The 22563-nt window shown below is 70.9% G+C and carries 17 protein-coding genes; 9 read left to right on the top strand and 8 right to left on the bottom strand.

What is annotated here, in order from left to right; genetic code table 11:
* Positions 1-335 precede the first annotated feature (335 nt).
* On the top strand, positions 336-2993 hold the full coding sequence (gene polA / locus ACIGQF_RS10650) for a DNA polymerase I (RefSeq protein ID WP_399708585.1): 2658 nt from the start codon (positions 336-338) through the stop codon (positions 2991-2993).
* A 58-nt stretch (positions 2994-3051) separates the two neighbouring features.
* Here the strand turns inward: polA and ACIGQF_RS10645 are convergent, their stop codons facing one another.
* Positions 3052-3903, bottom strand: coding sequence for a DUF4184 family protein (locus ACIGQF_RS10645; RefSeq protein WP_399707929.1), 852 nt, complete (start codon positions 3901-3903; stop codon positions 3052-3054).
* A 206-nt stretch (positions 3904-4109) separates the two neighbouring features.
* Between ACIGQF_RS10645 and ACIGQF_RS10640 the strand changes: the two genes are divergently transcribed.
* The 3 genes from ACIGQF_RS10640 to ACIGQF_RS10630 all read left to right on the top strand — a co-directional run bounded on the left by ACIGQF_RS10640 (position 4110) and on the right by ACIGQF_RS10630 (position 7521).
* Positions 4110-6005, top strand: coding sequence for a lytic murein transglycosylase (locus tag ACIGQF_RS10640; RefSeq protein WP_399707927.1), 1896 nt, complete (start codon positions 4110-4112; stop codon positions 6003-6005).
* A gap of 312 nt (positions 6006-6317) precedes the next feature.
* Entirely contained in the window at positions 6318-6452 is a 135-nt protein-coding gene (locus ACIGQF_RS10635; protein WP_361560391.1) for an SPW_0924 family protein, read from the top strand.
* A 46-nt stretch (positions 6453-6498) separates the two neighbouring features.
* Positions 6499-7521 carry a DUF3068 domain-containing protein gene (locus ACIGQF_RS10630; RefSeq protein WP_399707924.1) on the top strand — a complete coding sequence of 341 codons (1023 nt, stop codon included), beginning with the start codon at positions 6499-6501 and terminating at the stop codon, positions 7519-7521.
* 59 nt (positions 7522-7580) lie between these two features.
* Here the strand turns inward: ACIGQF_RS10630 and hrpB are convergent, their stop codons facing one another.
* The 4 genes from hrpB to ACIGQF_RS10610 form a co-directional block, all read right to left on the bottom strand.
* Positions 7581-10157 (bottom strand): ATP-dependent helicase HrpB, encoded by a 2577-nt coding sequence (gene hrpB, locus ACIGQF_RS10625; RefSeq protein WP_399707922.1) that lies wholly within the window; start codon positions 10155-10157, stop codon positions 7581-7583.
* 169 nt (positions 10158-10326) lie between these two features.
* On the bottom strand, positions 10327-11292 hold the full coding sequence (locus ACIGQF_RS10620) for a hypothetical protein (RefSeq protein WP_399707920.1): 966 nt from the start codon (positions 11290-11292) through the stop codon (positions 10327-10329).
* Positions 11293-11609: 317 nt separating this feature from the next.
* Positions 11610-11927, bottom strand: coding sequence for an SH3 domain-containing protein (locus tag ACIGQF_RS10615; RefSeq protein WP_399707918.1), 318 nt, complete (start codon positions 11925-11927; stop codon positions 11610-11612).
* A 407-nt stretch (positions 11928-12334) separates the two neighbouring features.
* Positions 12335-13195 carry a class I SAM-dependent methyltransferase gene (locus tag ACIGQF_RS10610; RefSeq protein ID WP_399708582.1) on the bottom strand — a complete coding sequence of 287 codons (861 nt, stop codon included), beginning with the start codon at positions 13193-13195 and terminating at the stop codon, positions 12335-12337.
* 490 nt (positions 13196-13685) lie between these two features.
* Here ACIGQF_RS10610 and rpsA point away from each other — a divergent pair, with 490 nt between their 5' ends.
* The gene (rpsA, locus tag ACIGQF_RS10605; protein ID WP_361560379.1) at positions 13686-15200 is read left to right on the top strand and encodes a 30S ribosomal protein S1; all 1515 of its coding nucleotides are present in this window, start codon (positions 13686-13688) and stop codon (positions 15198-15200) included.
* Positions 15201-15306: 106 nt separating this feature from the next.
* On the opposite strand, the gene ACIGQF_RS10600 is transcribed toward rpsA, so the two are convergent.
* Complete coding sequence (locus ACIGQF_RS10600; protein WP_399707916.1) at positions 15307-16401, bottom strand: nitrous oxide reductase family maturation protein NosD; 1095 nt, start codon at positions 16399-16401, stop codon at positions 15307-15309.
* A 455-nt stretch (positions 16402-16856) separates the two neighbouring features.
* Here ACIGQF_RS10600 and ACIGQF_RS10595 point away from each other — a divergent pair, with 455 nt between their 5' ends.
* The 4 genes from ACIGQF_RS10595 (at position 16857) to ACIGQF_RS10580 (ending at position 19692) form a co-directional block, all read left to right on the top strand.
* Positions 16857-17810 carry a PAC2 family protein gene (locus ACIGQF_RS10595; protein ID WP_399707914.1) on the top strand — a complete coding sequence of 318 codons (954 nt, stop codon included), beginning with the start codon at positions 16857-16859 and terminating at the stop codon, positions 17808-17810.
* A 159-nt stretch (positions 17811-17969) separates the two neighbouring features.
* The gene (gene coaE / locus ACIGQF_RS10590; protein WP_399707912.1) at positions 17970-18560 is read left to right on the top strand and encodes a dephospho-CoA kinase; all 591 of its coding nucleotides are present in this window, start codon (positions 17970-17972) and stop codon (positions 18558-18560) included.
* 21 nt (positions 18561-18581) lie between these two features.
* Positions 18582-18953 (top strand): cupin domain-containing protein, encoded by a 372-nt coding sequence (locus tag ACIGQF_RS10585; RefSeq protein ID WP_399707910.1) that lies wholly within the window; start codon positions 18582-18584, stop codon positions 18951-18953.
* Between the two features lie 355 nt (positions 18954-19308).
* On the top strand, positions 19309-19692 hold the full coding sequence (locus ACIGQF_RS10580) for a tetratricopeptide repeat protein (protein WP_399707908.1): 384 nt from the start codon (positions 19309-19311) through the stop codon (positions 19690-19692).
* Positions 19693-19947: 255 nt separating this feature from the next.
* On the opposite strand, the gene ACIGQF_RS10575 is transcribed toward ACIGQF_RS10580, so the two are convergent.
* Entirely contained in the window at positions 19948-20325 is a 378-nt protein-coding gene (locus ACIGQF_RS10575) for a DUF6343 family protein (RefSeq protein WP_399707906.1), read from the bottom strand.
* 312 nt (positions 20326-20637) lie between these two features.
* Entirely contained in the window at positions 20638-22299 is a 1662-nt protein-coding gene (locus ACIGQF_RS10570; protein ID WP_399707904.1) for a UvrD-helicase domain-containing protein, read from the bottom strand.
* Positions 22300-22563: the final 264 nt, after the last annotated feature.

Genomic DNA, 22563 nt, shown 5'->3' with positions numbered 1-22563 from the left:
GGTCCTCGCGTGGTCCTCCGGCTGCCATCGATCCTGGCACGTGCGACCGGCCGTCGGCCGGTTGTCCACAGGGCGTCGTGGCGAATGTGCCGGGCGTCGAGGGTGACGAAGTTGTCCACAGCCGACGCGCGGGAGCGGTTCCACGGTCGACGGACCGGCATGCCGGGAGCGGTTCCACAGCCGGCCGGCAGCACGCGGGGGCGGTCCCGCGGCCGTCGCGTCGGGGAATGTCAGTGGGGCGTGGCAGGATCGGGGGCGTGGCAGCAAAGGCAGCGAAGAAGAGCGAAACGACCGGCAGCGAGACGACGGGCGGCGGGCGCCCCCGGCTGCTCCTGATGGACGGGCACTCCATGGCGTACCGGGCGTTCTTCGCCCTGCCCGCGGAGAATTTCACCACCGCCACGGGGCAACCGACGAATGCCGTGTACGGCTTCGCCTCGATGCTCGCGAACACCCTGCGCGACGAGGCGCCCACCCATTTCGCGGTGGCCTTCGACGTCTCGCGCAAGACATGGCGGTCGGAGGAGTTCCCCGACTACAAGGCCAACCGTTCCAAGACCCCTGACGAGTTCAAGGGGCAGGTGGAGCTGATCGGTGAGCTCCTGGACGCCATGAAGGTGAAGCGGTTCGCCACCGACGGGTTCGAGGCGGACGACATCATCGCCACGCTCACCACGCAGGCCACCGAGCAGGGCTTCGAGGTCTCCATCGTCACCGGCGACCGGGACTCCTTCCAGCTGGTCAACGACGACGTCACGGTGCTGTACCCCACCAAGGGCGTCTCCGAGCTGACCCGCTTCACCCCGGAGAAGGTGTTCGAGAAGTACGGCCTCACCCCGGCCCAGTACCCGGACTACGCCGCCCTGCGCGGCGACCCGTCGGACAACCTCCCCGGCATTCCCGGCGTCGGCGAGAAGACCGCCGCGAAGTGGATCAACCAGTTCGGCTCCTTCCAGGAGCTGTGCGAGCGGGCCGACGAGGTCAAGGGCAAGGCCGGGCAGAACTTCCGCGACCACCTGGACGCCGTGAAGCTCAACCGCCGCCTGACGGAGATGATCCGCGACGTCGAGCTGCCCTGCGGCCCCGCCGAGCTGGTGCGCGAGGGCTACGACCGGCAGGCCCTCACTGTCTTCCTGGAAGGGCTGGAGATCCGCAACCAGGGCCTGCGCGACCGCCTCCTGGCCGTCGACCCCGGCGCGGAGGCAGCGGCCCCCGCCGAGCCGCTGCCGGGCGTCGAGATCGACGGCCTCGTCGCGGGCGCCGGACAGCTCGCCCCCTGGCTCGCCGAGCACGGCAGCGCCCTCCTCGGTGTCGCCACGGTCGACTCCTGGAAGCTGGGCAGCGGCTCGGTCGCCGAGGTCGCCCTGGCCAGTGCCGAGGGGCCCGCCGTCCGCTTCGACCCGACCGAGCTGGACGAGGCCGACGACAAGGCCTTCGCCGAGTGGATCGCGGACCCGCAGCGCCCGAAGGTGATGCACAACGCCAAGGGCCTGATGCGGATCTTCCCCGAGCACGGCTGGCACATCGACGGCGTCACCATGGACACCGCCCTCGCCGCCTACCTGGTCAAGCCCGGCCGTCGCTCCTTCGCCCTCGACGCGCTCTCCGTGGAGTACCTGGGTCGTGACCTGGCCCCCGCCGCGGCCGGTGACGGACAGCTGGCCTTCGGTGCCGACGAGCAGGCGGAGGCCGAGGCCCTGATGGCCACGGCCCGTACGGTCCTCGACCTCGGAGCCGCCTTCGAGACGCGCCTCGAAGAGGTCGGCGCCGCCGACCTGCTGCGCGACATCGAGCTGCCCACCAGCGCGCTGCTGGCCCGTATGGAGCGCTCCGGCATCGCCGCCGACCGGGGCTGGCTGGAGCGCATCGAGCAGCAGTTCGCCGCCGCCGTGCAGCAAGCCGTCACCGAGGCGCACGCCGCCGCGGGACACGAGTTCAACCTCGGCTCGCCCAAGCAGCTCCAGGAAGTGCTCTTCAACGAGCTGGGCCTGCCGAAGACCAAGAAGACCAAGACCGGCTTCACCACCGACGCGGACGCCCTCGCCTGGCTCGCGGCGCAGACCGACAACGAGCTGCCCGTGATCATGCTGCGCCACCGTGAGCAGGCCAAGCTGCGCACGACGGTCGAGGGCCTGATCAAGACCATCGCCGCGGACGGCCGCATCCACACCACCTTCAACCAGACGGTGGCCGCGACCGGTCGGCTGTCCTCCACGGACCCCAACCTGCAGAACATCCCCGTACGCACCGACGAGGGCCGCGCCATCCGCCGCGGCTTCGTGGTCGGCGAGGGCTATCAGACGCTGCTGACCGCGGACTACAGCCAGATCGAGCTGCGCGTGATGGCGCACCTCTCCGAGGACGAGGGCCTCATCGAGGCGTTCACCTCCGGTGAGGACCTGCACACCACGGTCGCCTCGCACGTCTTCTCGGTGCCGAAGACCGACGTCGACCCCGAGATGCGCCGCAAGATCAAGGCGATGTCGTACGGGCTGGCGTACGGCCTGTCCGCGTTCGGCCTGTCCCAGCAGTTGAGCATCAGCCCGGACGAGGCCCGCAAGCTCATGGACAACTTCTTCGAGCGCTTCGGCGGCGTCCGGGACTACCTCCAGCACGTCGTCGACCGCGCCCGCGCCACGGGCTACACCGAGACCATGCTCGGCCGCCGTCGCTACCTCCCCGACCTCAACAGCGACAACCGCCAGCGCCGGGAGATGGCCGAGCGGATGGCGCTCAACGCCCCCATCCAGGGCACCGCGGCGGACATCGTCAAGATCGCGATGCTGCGCGTCGACGAGGCCATGACCGCGGCCGGGCTCAGCTCCCGGATGCTGCTCCAGGTCCACGACGAAATCGTGGTCGAGGTGGTGCCCGGCGAGCAGGAGCAGGTCGAGGAGCTGGTGCGGCGCGAGATGGCCGGCGCCGTCGAGCTGCGTGCCCCGCTGGACGTCTCCGTCGGCTCGGGCGGGGACTGGGAGTCGGCCGCGCACTGATCACGGCAGGCATTGCCGCACCCGAGTGCGGAAGGCGGCCGGGGGCGATCCGTTCGGATCAGCTCCCGGCCGTCGCCTCTTCCGCCGGAGCGGCGGCCCGCAGCCGTCGGCGCCGTCGGCCGAGGAGGTGGACCGCCGCCGCCCACACCGGCAGGCCCACCCCCAGTCCGGCGCCCGCGCCGAACAGCACCGTCGGCACGTAGTCGAACCACGTCGCCGACCCGCCGTACACCGTGTGCGCCCGCACCACCCGGTGCCCGGCGCCCAGCAGTACGCACGCCGTCAGCAGCACGCCGCACCCCGCCCGCGCCCGATTGCCGAGCGAGGGCAGCGCTTCGGGTGCGGCGTCGCGCGGCGACCGTCGCAGCGCGGACCGCACGAACCAGGCCAGGGCCACCAGCGCCACCGCCGACGTGCCGTACTGCACGTACGCGTACACGGGCCACCCGGCGACGTACTCCTGCAGTACGGGCAGCAGCCGGACACCCCATCGTCCGGGATGGGTGAACGCGTCCCACACCACGTGCGTGAGCGCGCCGATCACCGCGGAGCACCAGAAGCGCATCACGAGCTGCCCGTGCGACAGCTCCCGCCAGTCCCGGCCGCGGAACAGCGCCCACGCGCGGCCCCGCCACGCCCGCGGCAGCACGGCCAGCAGCGGACCACGCAGCAGGAGCCACACTCCGACCAGAAGCGCGGCGCACAGCGTGTCCACGGTGAGAACACCGGACGGCGCGTGCGTGAATTCTCCGAACGCCATCGCACCGGGCACGACCGTGTCCGCGAAGTACGTCAGGTCCGGCGCGAACGAACCGGCGACGAGCGCCGACGCGAGCAGCGGGCCGCGCGCCGTGCCGTTGCGGCCCACCGCGGGCAGCACCGCAGCGGCATGGCTGAGTGTGAACGGCATGATCCCCCTCCTGACCGGACCCGATCGCTGTACCTGATCGAGTGATCGGTTCGAGGCAGTATGCCGGATGTGGGCGGACAGTGATGGTGAGCCGGGAACGGTAGCTGCGCGCGGGGAGTTGTCGTAGTGTCGCGTGCGTTGGAGCGCCGAGAGCGCAACGCCGTGCATCCAGCACGGTGGTTCGACGCGGAGGGGGAGTAGGGCGTATGACAGCCAAGTTCGGCCGACGGCTCCGCAGGGGAGCGGCCTCCGGTGTGGTCGCGGCGCTGGCCGTTGCCGCGCTCACGGCCTCGCAGGCGCCGGACGCCGCCAAGACGGTGGGCAGCTCCCGGGACGTTCCCCGGGGCGACACCCCCATCGACGGTGACTCCTCGTACTACACCGACCTCCCACCGCTCGCCGGTCCACGGCCAGGCAAGGAGAAGGGCGGGGACGGCCCCATAGCCACCGGCCCCATGGAGTCCGGCATACCGGCGACCGTGCTCGCCGCGTACAAGAAGGCCGAAGCCTCCCTCGCGCAGAGCAACCCCGGCTGCAAGCTGCCCTGGCAGCTGCTCGCCGCGATCGGCAAGGTCGAGTCGGGGCAGGCCCGCGGCGGCGCGGTCGACGCGAACGGCACGACGCTGAAGCCCATCCTCGGCCCCCAGCTCAACGGCAACGGCTTCGCGCGGATCACCGACACCGACGGCGGCCGCTTCGACAGCGACACCACGCACGACCGCGCGGTCGGCCCGATGCAGTTCATCCCGTCCACCTGGGCGAGGTGGGGCACGGACGCCAACGGCGACGGCGCGAGCGACCCCAACAACATCTACGACGCGGCCCTGTCGGCCGGCCGTTACCTCTGCGCCGCCGGCCGCGACCTGTCGGTGCAGGCGGACATGAACCGCGCGATCCTCGGCTACAACCACTCCGAGGAGTACCTGCGCACGGTGCTGTCCTGGTACGAGTACTACCGCAAGGGCACGCACGAGGTGCCCGACGGCGCCGGCGTCCTGCCGACCGGACCGCGCACGAACGACTCCGGTGCGGGCACCGGCGGTTCAGGCAGCGGAGCCGGCAAGGGGAACACCGGCGGCAAGCAGAGCGGCGAGAAGGGCCGGGGGAGTTCGGGGAAGGACACCGATCCCGGGAAGAACTCCGGGTCCGACAACTCCGGGTCCGACAAGGACTCCGACGCGCACAACGGCTCCGGGGGCGGCAAGGAGTCCGGCTCCGACAAGGACACCGACGGCTCGGGGACCGGCGGCGACACCACGAGGCCCGACCCGACCCCCGCACCCGACGGCGACGGCGGCTCTCAGCCGGGATCCGAGTCCGGCAGCGGCTCCGACGACGGCTCGACCCCCGGCACGACGCCGGGCAGCGGCAACGAGACGCCCACGAAGCCCCCGGCGCCCGACGAGCCCGCCCCCCTCGCCTCCCTCGAACGCGTCGGGGACAAGGAGCGGAGCGCCACCGCCGGCGAGACGTTCGCCGATCCGCTGCAGGTCCGCGCGGAGAACACCGCTGACCGCACCGTCTCCGGCGTGCGCGTGCAGTACGAGATACGCGGCGACGGCGACACCCGCTTCAAGGGCGGCGCCGCCAAGGCCACCGTCACCACCGACAAGGACGGCATCGCCACCGCCCCCGCCCTGATCGCGGGTGAGAAGGCGGGGACCTGGACCGTCCGTGCGACGGCGGTCGGCCGCGCCGTGCCGGCCACCGACTTCACCGCCACCGTCAAGGCCAGGCCGCAGGCCGACGCCCTGGCTCGCACCTCCGACGAGAAGCTGCAGGCCGAGTCGGGTGCCTCTTACGCCGACGCCGTCGAGGGGAAGGCGACCTGGCACGGCAAGGCCGCGGCGGGCGTGGCGGTCACCGCGACGATGATCGCCGGGGACGCTGCCGACCCCGCCAAGGCGGAGCAGAGCACCGAAGGCCCGTACTTCAAGGACGCCAAGGGCGCGCCGCTGCGCACCCTCGCCGGCCTGAAGACCGACGCCGACGGCCTGCTGAAGCTGCCGCAGATCTTCACCGACAGCCACCCCGGCACGTACCGGCTGAGGCTCACCACGGCCGGGGGCGCTGTGCTCCTGGTGGACCTCAAGGTGGGCTGATCGCCGGTACTGGTACCGGTATGCAGTGGGCTGACCCCGGTACCGGTACGCAGCGGGCCGGCTTCCGGTACCGGTACGCGCTGGGCTGACGCCCGTACTGGTTAAGCGGCGGAGGGGCGTGACGCGCGGGCGTCGCGCCCCTTTCGTAAGCGCCCCGCATCCCGACTTCGTATGCGGTCTCGCATCCCGAGCCGGCGCAACGTGTTCTCATCTGCGCCGCCCGTTGCTACGGTGCCCCAGCCTCACCTGCTGACGGTCCATCAGTTCCGTCGGTGTCGGTGGGGAGGTCCGCAGCCGAACGGGAGGCCGAGCATGCGTGCCCTCACAGCAGCCGCGATCGGGCTGGCCGCCGCCCTCGCCCTGGTCTTCGCCATCACCGCCGTCGGCGCCCCCGACGGGAAGACGTCCCCCGAGCCGCTGCTGACCACCGTCCCCGAGCACCCCTGAGGCACCGCCGACCATCACACCGCCGCACCCGAGGGAGGCCGCCGTCATGCGCCGCAAGGCCAGCCTCGTCCTGCTCGCCTTCGCCGTCTTCTGCACGGCCCTTTCCCCGCTGATGCGGTGGTACGCCTTCCCCCGGCTCGCCAAGATCCCGCCGAGCCAGTACCAGTCGATGGTCCTGGAGGCGAGCCCCGCCACCCTCGTCGACTACGGCACGATGAAGGCCGAGAAGGTCCCCAAGGTCAGCATCGTCCAGACGCTGAAGGGCAACGTGGAAGCCGCCGACAAGGTCGAACGCACCGCCGGCCGCGACGTCGTCGTCTGGGACGCGCTGTCCTATGTCGCCGGGCCCGACGGCAAGATGGTCTCCGAGATCCCCGAGCGCTACATCTTCGACGCGCACAGCCAGGAACCCGTGCACGCCGCGGGCGAGTCGGTCGACGGCGAACCGGTCCGCCGCGACGGCATCGAGTACAAGTGGCCCTTCCTCACCGAGAAGCGCGACTACACCTACTTCGACGCCCAGACCCGCACCTCCGCGCCCATCCACTACAAGGGCACCCGCCGCTTCCACGGCCTGGACGTCTACTACTTCGAGCAGACCATCCCCTGGACCAAGGTCCCGCTCCCCAAGAAGATGCCGGTCAAGGGCGTCACCCCGGAAGCCGTCGAGAAGATGGGCACCACCCGCTGGTACACCACCAAGCGGATGTTCTGGGTCGACCCGGTCACCGGCGCGCCCGTCAACGGCGAGGAGATCCACAAGGAGGAGCTGCGCGGCGGCGACCTGCTGCCCGGCGGCGGCAAGGTCACCGCCTTCGCCGGACACGTGAAGATGCGTGCCGACTACCTGGACGCCACGGTCGCTCTGGTGTCCTCCCAGCGCACCCTCGTCCTGCTGCTCACCACGTACCTGCCCTGGGGCCTCCTCGGCACGGGCGCCGTACTACTGGCCCTGAGCCTGTATCTGGAGGCACGCGGGCGGCGTCCGCGCACAGGGCGGGAGACGGCTGCGTCGGGTGGGGCGGCGGGGGCGCATGGGACGATGGGCGCCCCAGAGCACGCGTCTTAGGAGCTTCAGCTGTACGGCGGCGCCGGCCGCACGGCTTTCAGAACCCGGCCGACGCGGCCTCACCCCCGCCGCATGCGGGCCGTCGTATGACGTGTCGGCTCGGCCGTCGCCGGGTCCTCGGGCCACGGGTGCTTCGGGTACCGGCCGCGCAGCTCCGCCCGTACGGAGCGGTAGCCGTCCTGCCAGAAGGACGCCAGGTCGGCGGTGACGGCGGCGGGCCGCCCGGCCGGCGACAGCAGATGCACCAGTACCGGAACCCGGCCGCCCGCCACCCGCGGCGACTCCCGCAGCCCGAACATCTCCTGCAACTTCACCGCCAGCACCGGCTGATCACCGCCGTAGTCCACCCGGATGCGCGAGCCGCTGGGTACCTCGATGCGCTCCGGAGCCAGTTCGTCGAAGCGTGCCGAATCACCGCTCGCCCACGGCAGCAGCCGCGACAGCGCCTGCCCCGCGCCGATCCGCGCCAGGTCCGCCCGCCGCCGCGCCCGGCTCAGATCCGGCTCCAGCCACTCGTCCCGGCGCGCCAGCAGCGCGTCGTCCGCGACGTCCGCCCACGGATCTCCCAGCTCCCGGTGCAGGAACGCCATGCGCTCCCGAAGCGACCGCGCACCGTCCGGCCAGCGCAGCAGCCCGAGCCCTTCCCTGCGCAGACCGTCCACCAGCGCCTCCCTTACGAGCGCCGGATCCGCGTCCCGCAGGGGCCGGGACACCAACTCGATCGCGCCGAGTCGTGCCACACTCCGCGCGACCACGTCGCCGTCCGCCCAGCCGACCTCCTCGGCCTCGGCGTACAGGGCCCCTGCCGCCGCCCGCGCCGTCTCCTCGTCGACCACGGCCGCGAGCCGCACCCGCGCCGACGCCGCCGTCACCGGCCGGTCCGCAACGGCCACCGCCAGCCACTCGGCACTCCGCAGCCGCGACCCGTCGCCGACCTCGGCACCGGTCCCCGACGCCATCACGTACGCACCCGCACCGCGCTTACGGGCCACCCGCTCGGGGAACGCCAGCGCCGCCACGATCCCCGCCACCACGTCGTCACTCTCCCCGGACGACGCGGCCGCCTCCGAGGCGCCGGACGTCTCCGAAGTGCCGGACTTCCCCGAGGCACCGGGCAGGGCGGAGGCCAGTCCGGAGGCCAGTCGACGAGACTCCTGACGCCAGCGGCCGGCGTACGCGTCGCGCCCACGGCGGGCCGTGCGCCAGGCATCGGCGAGATCGTCGCCGTACTCGCGCGGCGGCTCCTCGCTCAGCAGCGCCACGACCTCCGCCGCCCGCCGCGTACCCACCTGTGCCGCACCGTCCAGCAGGGCGCGCGCCAGCCGCGGGTGCAGGCCGAGCCGGGCCATCCGTACGCCCCGTTCCGTCGCGCGGCCGGCCGCGTCCACCGCACCCACCGCCGTCAGCACGTCCCGTGCCGCTGCCATGGCACCGCCCGGCGGCGCATCCAACAGTGCCAGGCCCGACGCGTCCGGATCGCCCCAGCACGCGGCCTGCAGCGCGAACGCCGTCAGGTCCGCGACCTTGATCTCCGGGGACGGGAAGCGCGGCAGCCGCCCGTTCTCCCCCTCCGACCAGCAGCGATAGACAGCACCGGGCGCCTCACGCCCCGCGCGGCCCGCCCGCTGCCGCGCCGTCGCCTGCGACGCCCGTACCGTCGTCAGCGCGCTCAGCCCCCGCGCATGATCCATCCGCGGCTCGCGCGCCAGGCCGCAGTCGACGACCACCCGCACTCCGGGAACCGTCAGGCTCGACTCCGCCACCGACGTCGCCAGCACCACCCGCCGCTGGTCACCCGCACCGGCCAGCACCGCGTCCTGCACCGCCGCCGGCGCCCGGCCGTGCACCTGCAGCACCGCGACCCCGGCACCCGCCGGACCGGCCAGCTGCCCGGCCACCCGGGCGATCTCCCCCACGCCCGGCAGAAAACACAGCACGTCCCCCTCCCGCTCGCGCAGCGCACGTCGCACCACCGAGGCGACATGTGCCAGCAGCGCCGGATCCACCCGCATCCCGTGTGCCGGACGCACCGGCCGCTCCGGCGGCGCCCACACCGTCTCCACCGGATGCGACACCCCCTGCGCCGCCACCACCGGCGCGTCCCCCAGCAGCCGCGACCAGCCCTCCGCGTCCGTCGTCGCCGACGCCGCCACCAGTCGCAGCTCCGGCCGCAGCGTCTCCCGTACGTCCATCAGGAACGCGGCCGCCGTATCCGCGTCCAGATGCCGCTCGTGGCACTCGTCCAGTACAACGATGTCCACGCCGGTGAGTTCCTGATCACGCTGGAGCCGCTGGAGCAGCACGCCTGTCGTCACCACCTCCACGACAGTGCGCGCCCCCACGGAGCGCTCCCCGCGCACGGTGAAACCCACCCGCTCACCCACGCGCTCCCCGAGCAACCACGCCATTCGCCGGGCCGCCGCACGCGCCGCGATCCGCCGCGGCTCCGCGACCAGCACCTTGCGTACGGGCGCACCGCCCTCCGTCAGCCCCGCCAGCGCCAACGGCACGAGGGTCGTCTTGCCGGTACCCGGAGGCGCGCACAGAACGGCGGTCCCGGCACCCTCCAGAGCCTCATGGAGCGCGGGCAGCGCGGACCGTACGGGCAGAGCATCGAGTTCATCACGGCGGATCACCCGACCAGTGTCTCGCGGGGCAGCGGGCCGCCTCAGGGGGCCACATCGCCGCTGCCGCTCTTCATGGGGACACCCTCAATCCGGCGGCCGGGACACCCTCGGTCCGGCGGCCGGGACACCCTCGGTCCGACGGCGGAGCTGCGGGCGGCCCGGCCTGCTGCGGTAACCGCTACTCGGCCTTGGCGGCCGTCTGCTTGGGCAGCCGCTGCAGGAAGACCACCTGGCCGCCGTTCTTCTTGGCCGGCACCTTCACCATCTGCTCGGAGACGGACGTGAAGGTCATCTTGTTGGTCTGCTTCTTCGGCCCGTCCAGGACAGCCTGGATCTCAGGAGTGATGTTGAACGAGTGGCCGGCGGGCAGCGTCTTCCGCTGGAAAGAGCGCGTCGCGAAGAAGGCCAGCGCGCCGCCGTCCTTCGTGCGCAGCGCCATTGCCGGGAACTTGTACGCCTGGTCAATGGTCTCGGTGCGCTGCCCCACCTGCTTGGCTGCGGTCGTGCGCTGCTGCCGCAGGCGGTCGGTGTGCGGCCCGGGGGCGAAGAGGTCGCCGCTGCCGGTCTTGAGGTACTTGGCGTAGGCGTTGCCGAGCTTGCCGGGGTCGATGGCCAGCCCGGCGGAGCCCTTGCCGGCCGGTATGGCCTTGGCGTAGCCGTCCTTGTCGGTGGCGAACTGCGGCAGTCCGCCTGCCGGCAGCGGCAGGAGGTAGGCGGCCTTCCACTTCTCCTGCGGGCTGTTGCGGGTGAAGGCCAGGAGCCAGCGTCCGGACTTGTTGCTGCGCGCGTCGGCGAGGAAGAACTTCGGCCAGCCCGCCATCCTGGGGATGACGATCTTCGTGTCGCTCAGCTTCAGCGGCTGGAAGCCCCGGCCGTGCTGGCGGTCGACCTTGATGGACGCCTCGTCGATGTCCTGCAGCGCGCCCGTTTCGTAGCTGGTGGTCACCGCTGGGTCGTGGGCCGCGTTGGCCTCGTTGTACCCGGCGACGAACTGCTTCACGGCTTTGTCGGCGTCGGCCTTGGCGGAGACCGCCGGGATCACGGCCAGTTCACCGTGGACGGTCATGCATCCGCTCAGCGTCAGCAGCGCCGCGGTCGCGGTCATCATCGCGACGGGCGCCCGGAACGGCGACCTGCGTGTCATGGGGCCGGGGCTCCTTCTGGGCGACCGGGCGGCGTCCGTGGCCGCCGGGGTGGCTCGATTCGGCGTAACCCTACCGGGCAGTGGCGCGAAGCGATCCGCCCAGGGGCCGCGTGACGAGCGGCGGAGAACGGCCGACACGGTGATCGGTGACCGTGCCCGCGCCAGCAACGGGGCTCATATGCGCTTTTCCCCTGCCGGCAGGGGACTCCTGGGTACGGGGCACGCGCGCCGCCTCGTCCCGGTCGGTGCCTGAAGCCCGCGAGGGGCCGGCGACCTGGCCGCCGGCCCCTCGGGTGTATCCACGCCGCGATCAGCGATTACTTCAGCAGGCCGATCTTCTTGCCGTAGGCCCAGCCCTTGGCGCCCTTGTGGGCACCGGACTGCACCTTGCCGTAGATCCAGGTCGTGGAGCCCTTCTTGTACTCGCAGTAGTAGTAGAACTTCGTCCCCTTGGACAAGGTTCCCTTCGAGGAGTACTTGGTGCCGGGGCCGGTGCGCAGGGCGGCCTTCTGCACCACGTCGAACTGGGCGTTGGAAAAGTCCCAGTTGCACTTCGAGCTGCCGACGGCACTGGCCGCCGGGGCCGTGACGACCGCGCCGCCGGCCAGGACCGCGGTCGCGGCGAGAGTGATCATTCCTCGCCCGAGCAGAGACTGTCGCAAGACGTTCCCCCATTTTTCCAAGCGCGGCGCGGCGGATGTCCCGCACTGCGCATCGCGCTGTTGTTACTGGTCAGTTGAGCAGCTGAGCTTAACCCGGCCGGTCCCGTGTACCTCGGCCGCCCCAACAGCACCACTCGCCCCGTATCCGTCTCCGTCGGTGAGGAGTTCACCACCGCCCGGGGCTGCCGACGCAACGCACGTACACAAGCGGCTAATTCGGCGCTATGCCCCGGGGTGTCCTTAGGGGGCGCCGGCTGATCTCCCCCCCAATGAGGGGTGGCGGCTGCCCGCGGGGGCGGCATCGGTTCACCGGTGACCGGTGAACCGACGACCGGCGAACCGGCGAACCGGCGACCCGTGACCAGTGGCCGGTCAGCCGTTCACGGATCCCGGCGGCATACGAAGATCGCGGTGCCCGGGATCAGTCCGCCCCGGAGGGGGGACCAGCCGCCCCACTCCTGAGTGTTCCAGGCGGGCCACTCCGGCTCCACCAGGTCCTCCAGGCGGAAGCCGGCCGCCACGACGTCGCGTACCCGGTCACCCAGGGTGCGGTGGTGCTCCACGTACACCGCCTCGCCCCGCTCGTCCTGCTCCACATAGGGGACGCGGTCGAAGTAGGACGCCGCGACCGACAGGCCCTCGGGGCCGGGCTCGTCCGGGAAGGCCCAGCGGATGGGGTGGGTCACCGAGAAGACCCAGCGGCCGCCCGGCCGCAGTACCCGGTGCACCTCGCGGAAGACCCGTACCGGATCGGCGACGAAGGGCACCGCCCCGTAGGCCGAGCAGGCGAGATCGAAACTGCCGTCCGCGAACGGCAGCGCCCCGGCGTCCGCCTCCACCAGCGCCACCTCCGGGGCCGCGGAATCCTGCGCCTGGCCCTGCGCCTGAATGTCGGCGCCGATCCGGAGGGCGTGCTGCAACTGCCGGTGCGAGAGATCCAGCGCCACCGGATGCGCGCCCTGTGCCGCCAGCCAGCGCGCACACTGTGCCGCGCCCGCACCGATCTCCAGGACCCGCAGGCCCTTGAGCTCGGCCGCAGGACCCAGCAGCGCGGCCTCCGCCTCGTCCAGCCCCTCGGGACCCCACACGAAGCGGTCGTCACCCAGAAAGCCGCCGTGCTCGATCTGGTACTCATCGGCGTTGCGGTCCCACCAGCCACGGCTGGCCCGGCTGCTCTCCGCGTCCCCGGCGCTGCGCCGTACGGCCACGGAGTCGTCGTCCACGCCGGCCTCGGCTCCCATGAGGTGGGTGTCGTGGGCGCCCGTGAGGCGGGTGTCGGGGGAGTCGTCGTAGTGGTTCATCGAGCCCGTCGCGTATCCTTCGCCGAAGCTTGTAGTTTTCTGAGGTTCGTGGGGCCGCTGAGCCTGGCTGGTCACAGCCCCGCGATGGACTTGGTCAGGCCCCCGTGGCCTGCAACGGCAAGGCTGTGCGGCTCTCTCGTATCCGGCGTGTGCCGGTTATGGGGCGATCCGCCCGCGGTGTGCGCCTTCGCGCATTGACCGTGTCCGGCTGCCCCCGTATGCTACAAGTTGCGCTGCGGGCCTGCGCACCTCAGACGGAGCAGGTCGCGCTCGCATCTGTTGCATGTCCCCTCGGTTTCGAGGCGCTGACCGGATTCTCCGGAGTTCCGGAGGGCGCGCCTCATTGCTGTCCGACTTCTGCAGAAGCGACAAAGGCTCTCGGCGTAGCAGTACCTACGACTTCAATGTCCGTACCGGAGCCCTTTCCCACATGACGAGCAGCACCGAGACCACCGCCACCACCCCGCAGGTAGCGGTCAACGACATCGGTAACGAGGAAGCCTTCCTCGCCGCGATCGACGAGACGATCAAGTACTTCAACGACGGCGACATCGTCGACGGCGTCATCGTGAAGGTCGACCGGGACGAGGTCCTGCTCGACATCGGTTACAAGACCGAAGGCGTCATCCCCAGCCGCGAGCTCTCCATCAAGCACGACGTCGACCCGAACGAGGTCGTCGCCGTCGGTGACGAGATCGAGGCCCTGGTTCTCCAGAAGGAGGACAAGGAAGGCCGCCTGATCCTCTCGAAGAAGCGCGCCCAGTACGAGCGTGCCTGGGGCACCATCGAGAAGATCAAGGAAGAGGACGGGATCGTCACCGGTACCGTCATCGAGGTCGTCAAGGGTGGTCTCATCCTCGACATCGGCCTCCGCGGCTTCCTTCCCGCCTCCCTGGTCGAGATGCGCCGCGTCCGCGACCTGCAGCCCTACGTGGGCAAGGAGCTCGAGGCCAAGATCATCGAGCTGGACAAGAACCGCAACAACGTGGTCCTGTCCCGCCGTGCCTGGCTGGAGCAGACCCAGAGCGAGGTCCGCCAGACCTTCCTCACCACCCTCCAGAAGGGTCAGGTGCGCTCCGGCGTCGTCTCCTCCATCGTCAACTTCGGTGCCTTCGTGGACCTGGGTGGCGTCGACGGTCTGGTCCACGTTTCTGAGCTGTCCTGGAAGCACATCGACCACCCGTCCGAGGTCGTCGAGGTCGGCCAGGAGGTCACGGTCGAGGTCCTGGACGTCGACATGGACCGCGAGCGCGTGTCCCTGTCGCTCAAGGCGACCCAGGAAGACCCGTGGCAGCAGTTCGCCCGGACCCACCAGATCGGTCAGGTCGTCCCGGGTAAGGTCACCAAGCTCGTTCCGTTCGGTGCGTTCGTCCGCGTCGACGAGGGCATCGAGGGCCTGGTCCACATCTCCGAGCTGGCCGAGCGCCACGTGGAGATCCCGGAGCAGGTCGTCCAGGTCAACGACGAGATCTTCGTCAAGGTCATCGACATCGACCTCGAGCGCCGCCGCATCAGCCTCTCGCTGAAGCAGGCCAACGAGTCCTTCGGTGCCGACCCGACGGCGGTCGAGTTCGACCCGACCCTGTACGGCATGGCCGCGTCCTACGACGACCAGGGCAACTACATCTACCCCGAGGGCTTCGACCCGGAGACCAACGACTGGCTGGAGGGCTACGAGGCCCAGCGCGAGGCCTGGGAGAACCAGTACGCCGAGGCCCAGCAGCGCTTCGAGCAGCACCAGGCGCAGGTCATCAAGTCCCGCGAGGCCGACGAGCAGGCTGCGGCCGAGGGCGCTGCGGCGCCGGCGGCCGGTGGCCAGGGTGGCGGCGGCGGCAACGTCTCCGGCGGCTCGTACTCCTCGGAGTCGGCGGACAACTCCGGCGCCCTGGCGTCGGACGAGGCGCTGGCCGCGCTCCGCGAGAAGCTGGCCGGCGGCCAGAGCTGAGCAAGCGCTCACCGCGCTAGCGCCAGTCGCTAGCCGATAGCGATGGAGGCCCGTCCCCTCTTCGGGGGGCGGGCCTCCGTGCTGTTGCGCCTCGCGGCTCAGTAGCTCAGCTCGCGGGTTCAGCGGGTGGGGCAAAGTGCACGGGTACGCCCGGGTTGGCGATGCCGCGGCCACCCGTCACCGTGTTGTCGCCGGTGATCGTGACCGGGCAGTCCGCCGCGTCGTAGTTGGTGATGTTGAACCCGTAGCGGCCGGAGCCCGAGGCGTCGCTGAGGTCGGATTCGTTGCCGCGGAAGACCGTTCCGCAACCCCAGCCCGACTGCTGCGTGTGCGTTTCGTAGCCGTTGTTGGTCGTATGCGTACCGGTGTTGTTCTCGACCAGGACGTCGTTGCCTTTCACGTCGACCCAGGAGTCGTCGTAGTGGGTTCCGGTGAGCCCGCTCCCGTCGAACGTGTTACCGATGATCTTCGCGCCCGTAGTGCCTTCCTTGATGTCGATGTTCTCGCCGCCGACACCTGGGCCGATCGTGTTGCCGCGTATCTCGACGTTGTCACTGTTGTCGCCGAGATCCCCCGCACCGCCCACGTAGACGCCCTCGCCCATGCCGCGGCCGTCTCTGCCGGTGTCGTAGATCCGGGAATCCTTGATCACGCCGTCCTTGCTGGAGTGGCGGAAGTGGACGCCCTCCATGTCGAGCCCGTGCACGGTGACGGAGTCGATGACGACACCCCGGGCGGCGTCAGCCATGATCCCCTTCTGCCCGCCCGTGACGGTGAGGCCCTTCACCGTCCAGTACGAGGCGCCGTTCAGGTGCAGCCCGTAGCCGCCGCTCGCGGTCAGTACGGCCTTCGAAGAGCCGGTCAGGGTGATGCGGGACGAGGCGCTGCCGGCGACGGAGGTCTTGAAGTTGCCACGGTACGTACCGTCGGCCAGCTGAATCGTGTCGCCGGGGCGCGCTGCGCTGATCGCGTCCTTGAGCTGGGCGGCGGTGGAGACGTCGATGACGCCGCGGGTGGCGGCGGGGGCAGGGGTCTGTGTGGCGTCTGTGGCACCGGAGGCGTTGGCGTTCGCGGCGTTGGAATTCGTGGCGTCCGCCGTGGCGGAGACGGCGAAGAGGGTGCCTGCAGCTACCAGGGCGGCGACCGGTAGGAGCAGCAGCGGCCGGGCGTGGAGTGCCAGGAGAGGTCGGGGGGTGCGCATCCTGGGGCCTTCCTGCGAGTGGGGGAGGGAAGACGGGGAGATGGGAAGACGGGGAGATGGGGTGGTGCGTGGGGGTTCCGCGAGTGCGTTACGTACACGTCCACATGCATGGACTGTGAGTTACTACGTGAACACTCTGGGCTTCCGTGAAAGTAGAGGCGAATGGGGTGGTCGTCAATCCCTTGGGCGGGTGGCTTTCGCGTCCGCGGGCCGAGTGCTTGCTCGGGTCGCTCGCGAGTGCGGTGTCGCCAGTACCGGCGCACCGGTTCGCTGTGCCGGTAAGGCGGCTTCCGTAAGCCCGGGACGGGGCAGGGGTGTTCGCGGGAGCGGTCCCAAACGGCGGGCGGTCCGCAGGGCCTTTGACGTCCGCATGCGGGGGCGACAGCCCGCGGAGCGGGAATGCATGTGCCCCGCACCGCGTTGTTCCGGGCGGACATCGAGGAGGAGCGGTCACTGTGTTGGATCCCCAGGGTTTGTACGAATGGGAGCCGAGCGGGCTCGCGGCGGTCGACGCGATCGCCTCCCGCGACTCCGCCGGGCTGGTGCTGCTGTACCACCTGGACGGCTACATCGACGCCGGCGAGACCGGCGACCAGATCGTCGAGTCCCTGTTGGAGGGGCTGCCGAACGAGGTCGTCGCCCGCTTCGACCACGACCGTCTCGTGGACTACCGGGCCCGCCGTCCGATGCTCACCTTCGACCACGGCCGCTGGAGCTCGTACGAGACGCCCAGCATCGAACTGCGCCTGGTCCACGACGCCACCGGCGCCCCCTTCCTGCTGCTCTCCGGACCCGAGCCGGACGTGGAGTGGGAACGCTTCACGGCCGCGGTACGCGAGATGGTCGAGCGGCTGAACGTACGTCTCTCGGTCAGCTTCCACGGCATCCCGATGGGCGTCCCGCACACCCGCCCCGTCGGCATCACCCCGCACGGCAACCGCACCGACCTGACCCCGGGCCACCGCGACCTCTTCGAGCAGGCGCAGGTCCCCGGCAGCGTCGAGGCGCTGATCGAGTACCGGCTCGCGGAAGCCGGCCACGATGTACTGGGCGTCGCCGCCCACGTACCGCACTACGTCGCGCGCTCCGCCTACCCGGACGCCGCGCTGACCGCACTGGAAGCGGTCACCGCCGCGACCGGCCTGGTCCTGCCCAGTGCCGCGCACGCGCTGCGTACTGAAGCGCTGCGCACGCAGGAAGAGATCGAGCGGCAGATCTCGGAGGGCGATGAGGAACTGGTTGCGCTGGTCAGCGGCCTTGAGCACCAGTACGACGCGGTGGCCGGCGCCGAGAGCCGCGGCAACCTCGTGGCCGAGCCTGCCGAGCTGCCCTCGGCCGAGGAGATCGGCCGCGAGCTGGAACGCTTCCTGGCCGACCGCGAGCGCGACCTGGGGGAGGGGAGTGCCTGAGCAGGCGCTTCGCGGGGGAGTGGGGGAGTGGGGAATGGCCTTGAGGGGGGAGACCGGGGAGGCTGATGAGTTCGGCTGGGAACCTCGCCGGATCTTGCCTTGAGGACAGTGGCCGCCCGGCGCTGTGCTGGAGCCGGACCGCCGTATAGCGTGGGGCGCATGGTCAAGGTGGGGCTCACAGGCGGCATCGGTGCAGGCAAGAGCGAGGTGTCGCGGCTGCTCGCGTCGTACGGTGCGGTGATCGTGGACGCGGACAAGATCGCACGAGAGGTCGTCGAGCCGGGTACGCCCGGCCTCGCCGCCGTCGTCGAGGCATTCGGTTCGGACGTACTGACTCCGGAAGGCACCCTGGACCGGCCCAAGCTGGGCGCCCTCGTCTTCGCCGACCCCGACAGGCTCAAGGCGCTCAACGCCATCGTGCACCCCCTCGTCGGCGCCCGCTCCGCCGAGCTGGAGGCCGCGGCCGGCGCGGACGCGGTGGTCGTCCACGACGTGCCCCTGCTGACCGAGAACGGCCTCTCCCCTCTCTACGACGTGATCGTCGTGGTCGACGCCGCCCCCGAGACACAACTGCGGCGCCTGGTGGAGCTGCGCGGCATGACTGAGGACGAGGCGAAGGCCCGTATGAACGCGCAGGCCGACCGGAAGCAGCGCCTCGCGATCGCGGACCACGTCATCGACAACGACGGTCCGCTGGAAGCCCTCGAGCCGCAGGTGCGCGAGGTCTGGGAGCGGCTGCGGACCCGCTGAGGCCGGCGGTAGCCTCACGCCATGACAGCTACCGATCTTGGCCCCGCGTCGTTCGTCGTCAACATACCCGGCGTCCCGGACGCCGAACTGGAACCCGAGCCGCTGGACCCGTCACAGATCGTCTCCGGCGATCCCGTCGTCACCGGCAAGACGTACTGGGAGTCCCCGGACGGCAAGCAGCTCCGCGGCATCTGGCAGATCACACCGGGCGTCGTGACGGACGTGGAGGCCAACGAACTGTTCGTGGTCGTGTCCGGCCGAGCCACCATCGAGGTCGAGGGCGGTTCGACCCTTGAAGTGGGCCCCGGCGACGCATGCTTCCTGCGCGAGGGCGACCGGACGCGGTGGACGGTCCACGAGACGCTTCGGAAGGCTTACCACATCACGCTGTAGGGGCGGGGAGTTGTGGGGCCTCGGGTGGTCCCGTGGGCCCCTGTAGGCCTGGGGTTCGGGCTGAGGCTGGGGGTGGGCTGGGGGTGGGGCGCGGCTGAGGTCGGGGCGGCGGATGAGCGGGTGGCTTGAGAAGGCGGCCGGGTCTGGGGCCAGGGCGGGGAATGTGGTGGCGGGCGGCTTTGTTGGGGCTTACGTAACGACCGGGCGGTCGGCGTTCCGGGCTGCGCGCAGGCGGCGAGCCGCCTGAACGTGGCGGCCGCCGGTACGGCGCGGGTGCCCGTGTCCGTACCCGGGACAAGGCGAGTGCCCGTCCGTACGAGGTGAATTGCCCGTACGCGTCGGAGAGGAGGCGGCCGTGACCGAACGCACCCCCGAGACGCATGTCATCGACTTCCGCGCGGCTGAACAACTGCTGGCCGCGCGCGACCCGCGGGGTGCTGTCCAGCTCCTGGACCCGGTCATCGCCGCCCACCCGGAGAACACCGCCGCCCGGCTGCTGCGCGCCCGGGCCTTCTTCCTGGCGGCGCAACTGCGCCCTGCCGAGCTGGAGTTCCAGGTCGTCCTCGAACGTGAGCCGGACAACGCCTTCGCCCACTTCGCGCTCGGCCGCACCCTCCAGCGAGCCAACCGCCCGGACGAGGCGCTGCGCCACTTCCGCCTGGCCGCCGCGCTGGACCCCCGCCCGGACTTCATCGAAGCAGCACGATTCCCGCTGCGGCCGGACGACTTGGGGGAGTGAGCGGCGGGGGGCGGGTGCGAACGGGGCTGGGGTGCGAGCGGGGTTGGGGCGCGAGTGGGGTTGGGGCGCGAGTGGGGTTGGAGTGCGAGCGGGAGGGGCGGGCGTGAGGGGGGCTGAGGGACGGGAGGGCTGGGGGCGTGGCGGGGTCGGGGAAGCTTCTGGCCTCCTTTGCCCGCTCTGCTCCGAGGGGGCCCCACCCCCCCCCGCCCCCACCCCGCCTCCCCCTCCCCGCCCCTATATGTCATCTGTTTCTGCTCAGCGGCCATCGGCACCGCTGTTGCGGTTGCCGTCGCCTTTGCTCCTGCCATCGCCGTCGTCTCGGCCCCCGTGACTCCCGCGGGCACGGTCGCCGCCACCAGGGCCGTACCCGGTGTTGCGGCCCCTGTCCGGTTCGTACGGAGGTACGTCTTTGCCGGGCTGGTAGTGCGGCCCTTGGCGTATGTGCCGGCACACGATCACAAGGTCGGTAGCGGCCAGCGCCGCCACCACCGCACAAGCTGCAGCCCACCCGGGGCGTTCGGCGATCAGGAAGGCGGCCACTCCGGCGGCCGCCCAGACCAGCCCCCACAGCGCGAGCGCCCGACGCGTCTTCAGCACGCTCCGCGCTTCGACAGGCTCACTGCCCGTACGCATCTCTCCTCACCACTCACCCCCGCCTCGTCGCCGTTCACCCACCTCGGCTCACCGCAGGTTCCGGTCGGCCGGCTCCCTCCCTTCTTGGCGTACTCCAGCCCGCTGAACTGGGGCTTTATCCAGCACTAGCGACTCGTGCTCTCCTCGACCTTCTTCTCAAGGATCCTCCGGTTCGGGCTGTCCGTCACGTCCCTGGTTGGGCCTGTGGATAACTCGTGAGAGGGCTCAGAATGGGGGGATGGCTACCGTCCGTGCTCGCACCCGAGCGTCCGAGCGTGTGGGCGTGTAGGCCTGTGGGCGTGCGGGACGAGTTCATACGTCATCGTCCCGACGCCAGCGCCCCGACGTCACCGTTCCGATGTCTCCCGCCGGGTGGCTGTTGATCCAGGACAGTCCGCCGAGGTCGAGGCGCTTCCGGGCCCGGGTGACCGCCACGTACGCCAACCGCGCCTCAGCGAGATCGATCGGACCGGGCAACGGTTCGCCGTGCTCGTCGGTGTCCTCCAGCTCTTCCGGCTCCGTGAAGTCGTCAGCGATGCGCACGCTCGGCCACTCCCGCCCCTTCGCGCGGTGGGCGGTCGACACCATGATCTCCGCCGTCTCCTCGCTCGACAGGCAGCGCAGGGCTCGAAGGACGCTGTCGGCGCTGTGTTCATCGAGGAGTTCGACCAGCGGCAGCAGGTCTCGGCCGGACGGGTCGGAGGCGGCGTACTCCCGCAACTCCTCCCAGGACGGGAACAGCATCAGTTCCGGGTGGGCGGTCCGTCTGCCGCCCTGGAGATCATGCGCGGCTCGGGCCAGTGCGGTCAGCGTTTCGCCACCACCTGTCAGTGCGACTCTGCGTCCCTCCGACAGCAGCCTCATGACCTCTGCCATCGCGCCGGCGTTGGACCGGCAGAGCACCGCATCAGAGAGGGGCGCGGGGGCCAGCTCGGTGTCGAGCAGTCGTGATCCGGTGAGCCGGACGGGGGCGTCGACGATGGCCAGCCAGCGGTTCGCTTCCGCTGCCAGCGCGGGCCCGAACCGGAACGAGCGGGAGAGCGTCAGCTGTCTGCCGCGGAACCCGGTCATCACATCGCGTGCGCCTCGCCAACCGTAGATGGCCTGGGCGGAGTCGCCGACGAGGACGAGCTGAGCGTGCGAGCGCTGGGCGTTGAAGACTTGCTCGACCACGGGGTTGGTGTCCTGGGCTTCGTCCAGAAGTAAGAAATCCGTCTCGATGACCGGTGCGCTCAGCGCCCACATCTTGAGGTAGTGATCGTGCTCGAAGCGGACGGCACCTCGGTCCGGATCCTGCAGATCGGCCCATGCCTTGCGGGCGTACGGGAGGACGATCTGCGCCAGCTGGTCGTGCAGTGCGTCCGACTCGGCACCGCGCAGTCGTGGCACGTGAGCGGCGGTGAGCGTCGGGGCGGCGGAGCGGCAGTAGCCGGTGACGGTGCCCAGGACGGAGTACGAGAGGGCCTTGCTGGTCAGTGCTCGTGTGCCGAGGCGGAGCCAGAATTTTGGGTCGATGCCCAGAGCGGCGCCGGTTCGCCAGCCTGCCTGGCGTGGTGCGCTCATCCGCCGTTGGAACCGATGGCCGACGGCCTCGTACGCCAGTGAGTGCGCCGTACTGCACGTGACGTGAGCGGGGAAGCGCCGGGCTGCGTCCTGCGCGATGGCCTTGTTGAAGGCCAGGTATCGGCCGGGGCGGCGGGTGCTGCGGGCGAGCATGGCCAGGGTTGCCGTCTTGCCCGTGCCCGCTCCGGCCTGGATCGCTAGATGATCGCCCGCGTGGAAGGCGTCGGCGGCGGCCAGCTGCTCGCCGGTGGGGGAGTGGTGAGTGGCTTCTCCCCGGCCATGGTCAGGCTGCGCGTCGGGCGGCCGGCTCCGGTTGCGTGGGGTGCGGGGAGGGGGTGAGGTTCCGGGCGCAGAGGAGGCGGTGAGGGTGCGGGGCGTGGTCGTGGTGAGTGCGTGGGACTGGTCGGACATGCGTCTGCTCCTGCGTGATCTAGTGGGGCGGTCATCGGCGGCGAGCAAGCTTCGGCCGGGGGCTGAATGCCTGCTCGCCGCACGTCGATAACTACGGAGAGTTATCGACATGGGAACGTTAGCGGATCGCGGTGGGGTGTGGGGGAAAATTTCTTGACCAGCGGTTATGCCTGTGGATAACTCGGCGGCGGGGAGATCGTCGGGCATTGTCAGTGCCATCTGCTTCCATGGATTTCACGCTGGGTCGCGGCATCGCCGCCGCGG

The sequence above is a fragment of the Streptomyces sp. NPDC053560 genome (assembly GCF_044544605.1).
Lineage (GTDB): Bacteria > Actinomycetota > Actinomycetes > Streptomycetales > Streptomycetaceae > Streptomyces.
The sequence above is the reverse complement of the archived record's forward strand: the minus strand, read 5'-3'. Positions and strand labels throughout refer to the sequence as shown.

Excerpts from the sequence above, each read along its gene's own strand:
- ACIGQF_RS10585 (WP_399707910.1), top strand. The coding sequence starts at position 18,582 with ATGACAGCTACCGATCTTGGCCCCGCGTCGTTCGTCGTCAACATACCC.
- ACIGQF_RS10600 (WP_399707916.1), bottom strand. The coding sequence starts at position 16,401 with ATGCGCACCCCCCGACCTCTCCTGGCACTCCACGCCCGGCCGCTGCTG.
- coaE (WP_399707912.1), top strand. The coding sequence starts at position 17,970 with ATGGTCAAGGTGGGGCTCACAGGCGGCATCGGTGCAGGCAAGAGCGAG.
- ACIGQF_RS10635 (WP_361560391.1), top strand. The coding sequence starts at position 6,318 with ATGCGTGCCCTCACAGCAGCCGCGATCGGGCTGGCCGCCGCCCTCGCC.
- ACIGQF_RS10620 (WP_399707920.1), bottom strand. The coding sequence starts at position 11,292 with ATGACACGCAGGTCGCCGTTCCGGGCGCCCGTCGCGATGATGACCGCG.
- ACIGQF_RS10575 (WP_399707906.1), bottom strand. The coding sequence starts at position 20,325 with ATGCGTACGGGCAGTGAGCCTGTCGAAGCGCGGAGCGTGCTGAAGACG.
- ACIGQF_RS10640 (WP_399707927.1), top strand. The coding sequence starts at position 4,110 with ATGACAGCCAAGTTCGGCCGACGGCTCCGCAGGGGAGCGGCCTCCGGT.
- polA (WP_399708585.1), top strand. The coding sequence starts at position 336 with ATGGACGGGCACTCCATGGCGTACCGGGCGTTCTTCGCCCTGCCCGCG.
- ACIGQF_RS10610 (WP_399708582.1), bottom strand. The coding sequence starts at position 13,195 with ATGGGAGCCGAGGCCGGCGTGGACGACGACTCCGTGGCCGTACGGCGC.
- rpsA (WP_361560379.1), top strand. The coding sequence starts at position 13,686 with ATGACGAGCAGCACCGAGACCACCGCCACCACCCCGCAGGTAGCGGTC.
- ACIGQF_RS10615 (WP_399707918.1), bottom strand. The coding sequence starts at position 11,927 with ATGATCACTCTCGCCGCGACCGCGGTCCTGGCCGGCGGCGCGGTCGTC.
- ACIGQF_RS10645 (WP_399707929.1), bottom strand. The coding sequence starts at position 3,903 with ATGCCGTTCACACTCAGCCATGCCGCTGCGGTGCTGCCCGCGGTGGGC.
- ACIGQF_RS10630 (WP_399707924.1), top strand. The coding sequence starts at position 6,499 with ATGCGCCGCAAGGCCAGCCTCGTCCTGCTCGCCTTCGCCGTCTTCTGC.
- ACIGQF_RS10570 (WP_399707904.1), bottom strand. The coding sequence starts at position 22,299 with ATGTCCGACCAGTCCCACGCACTCACCACGACCACGCCCCGCACCCTC.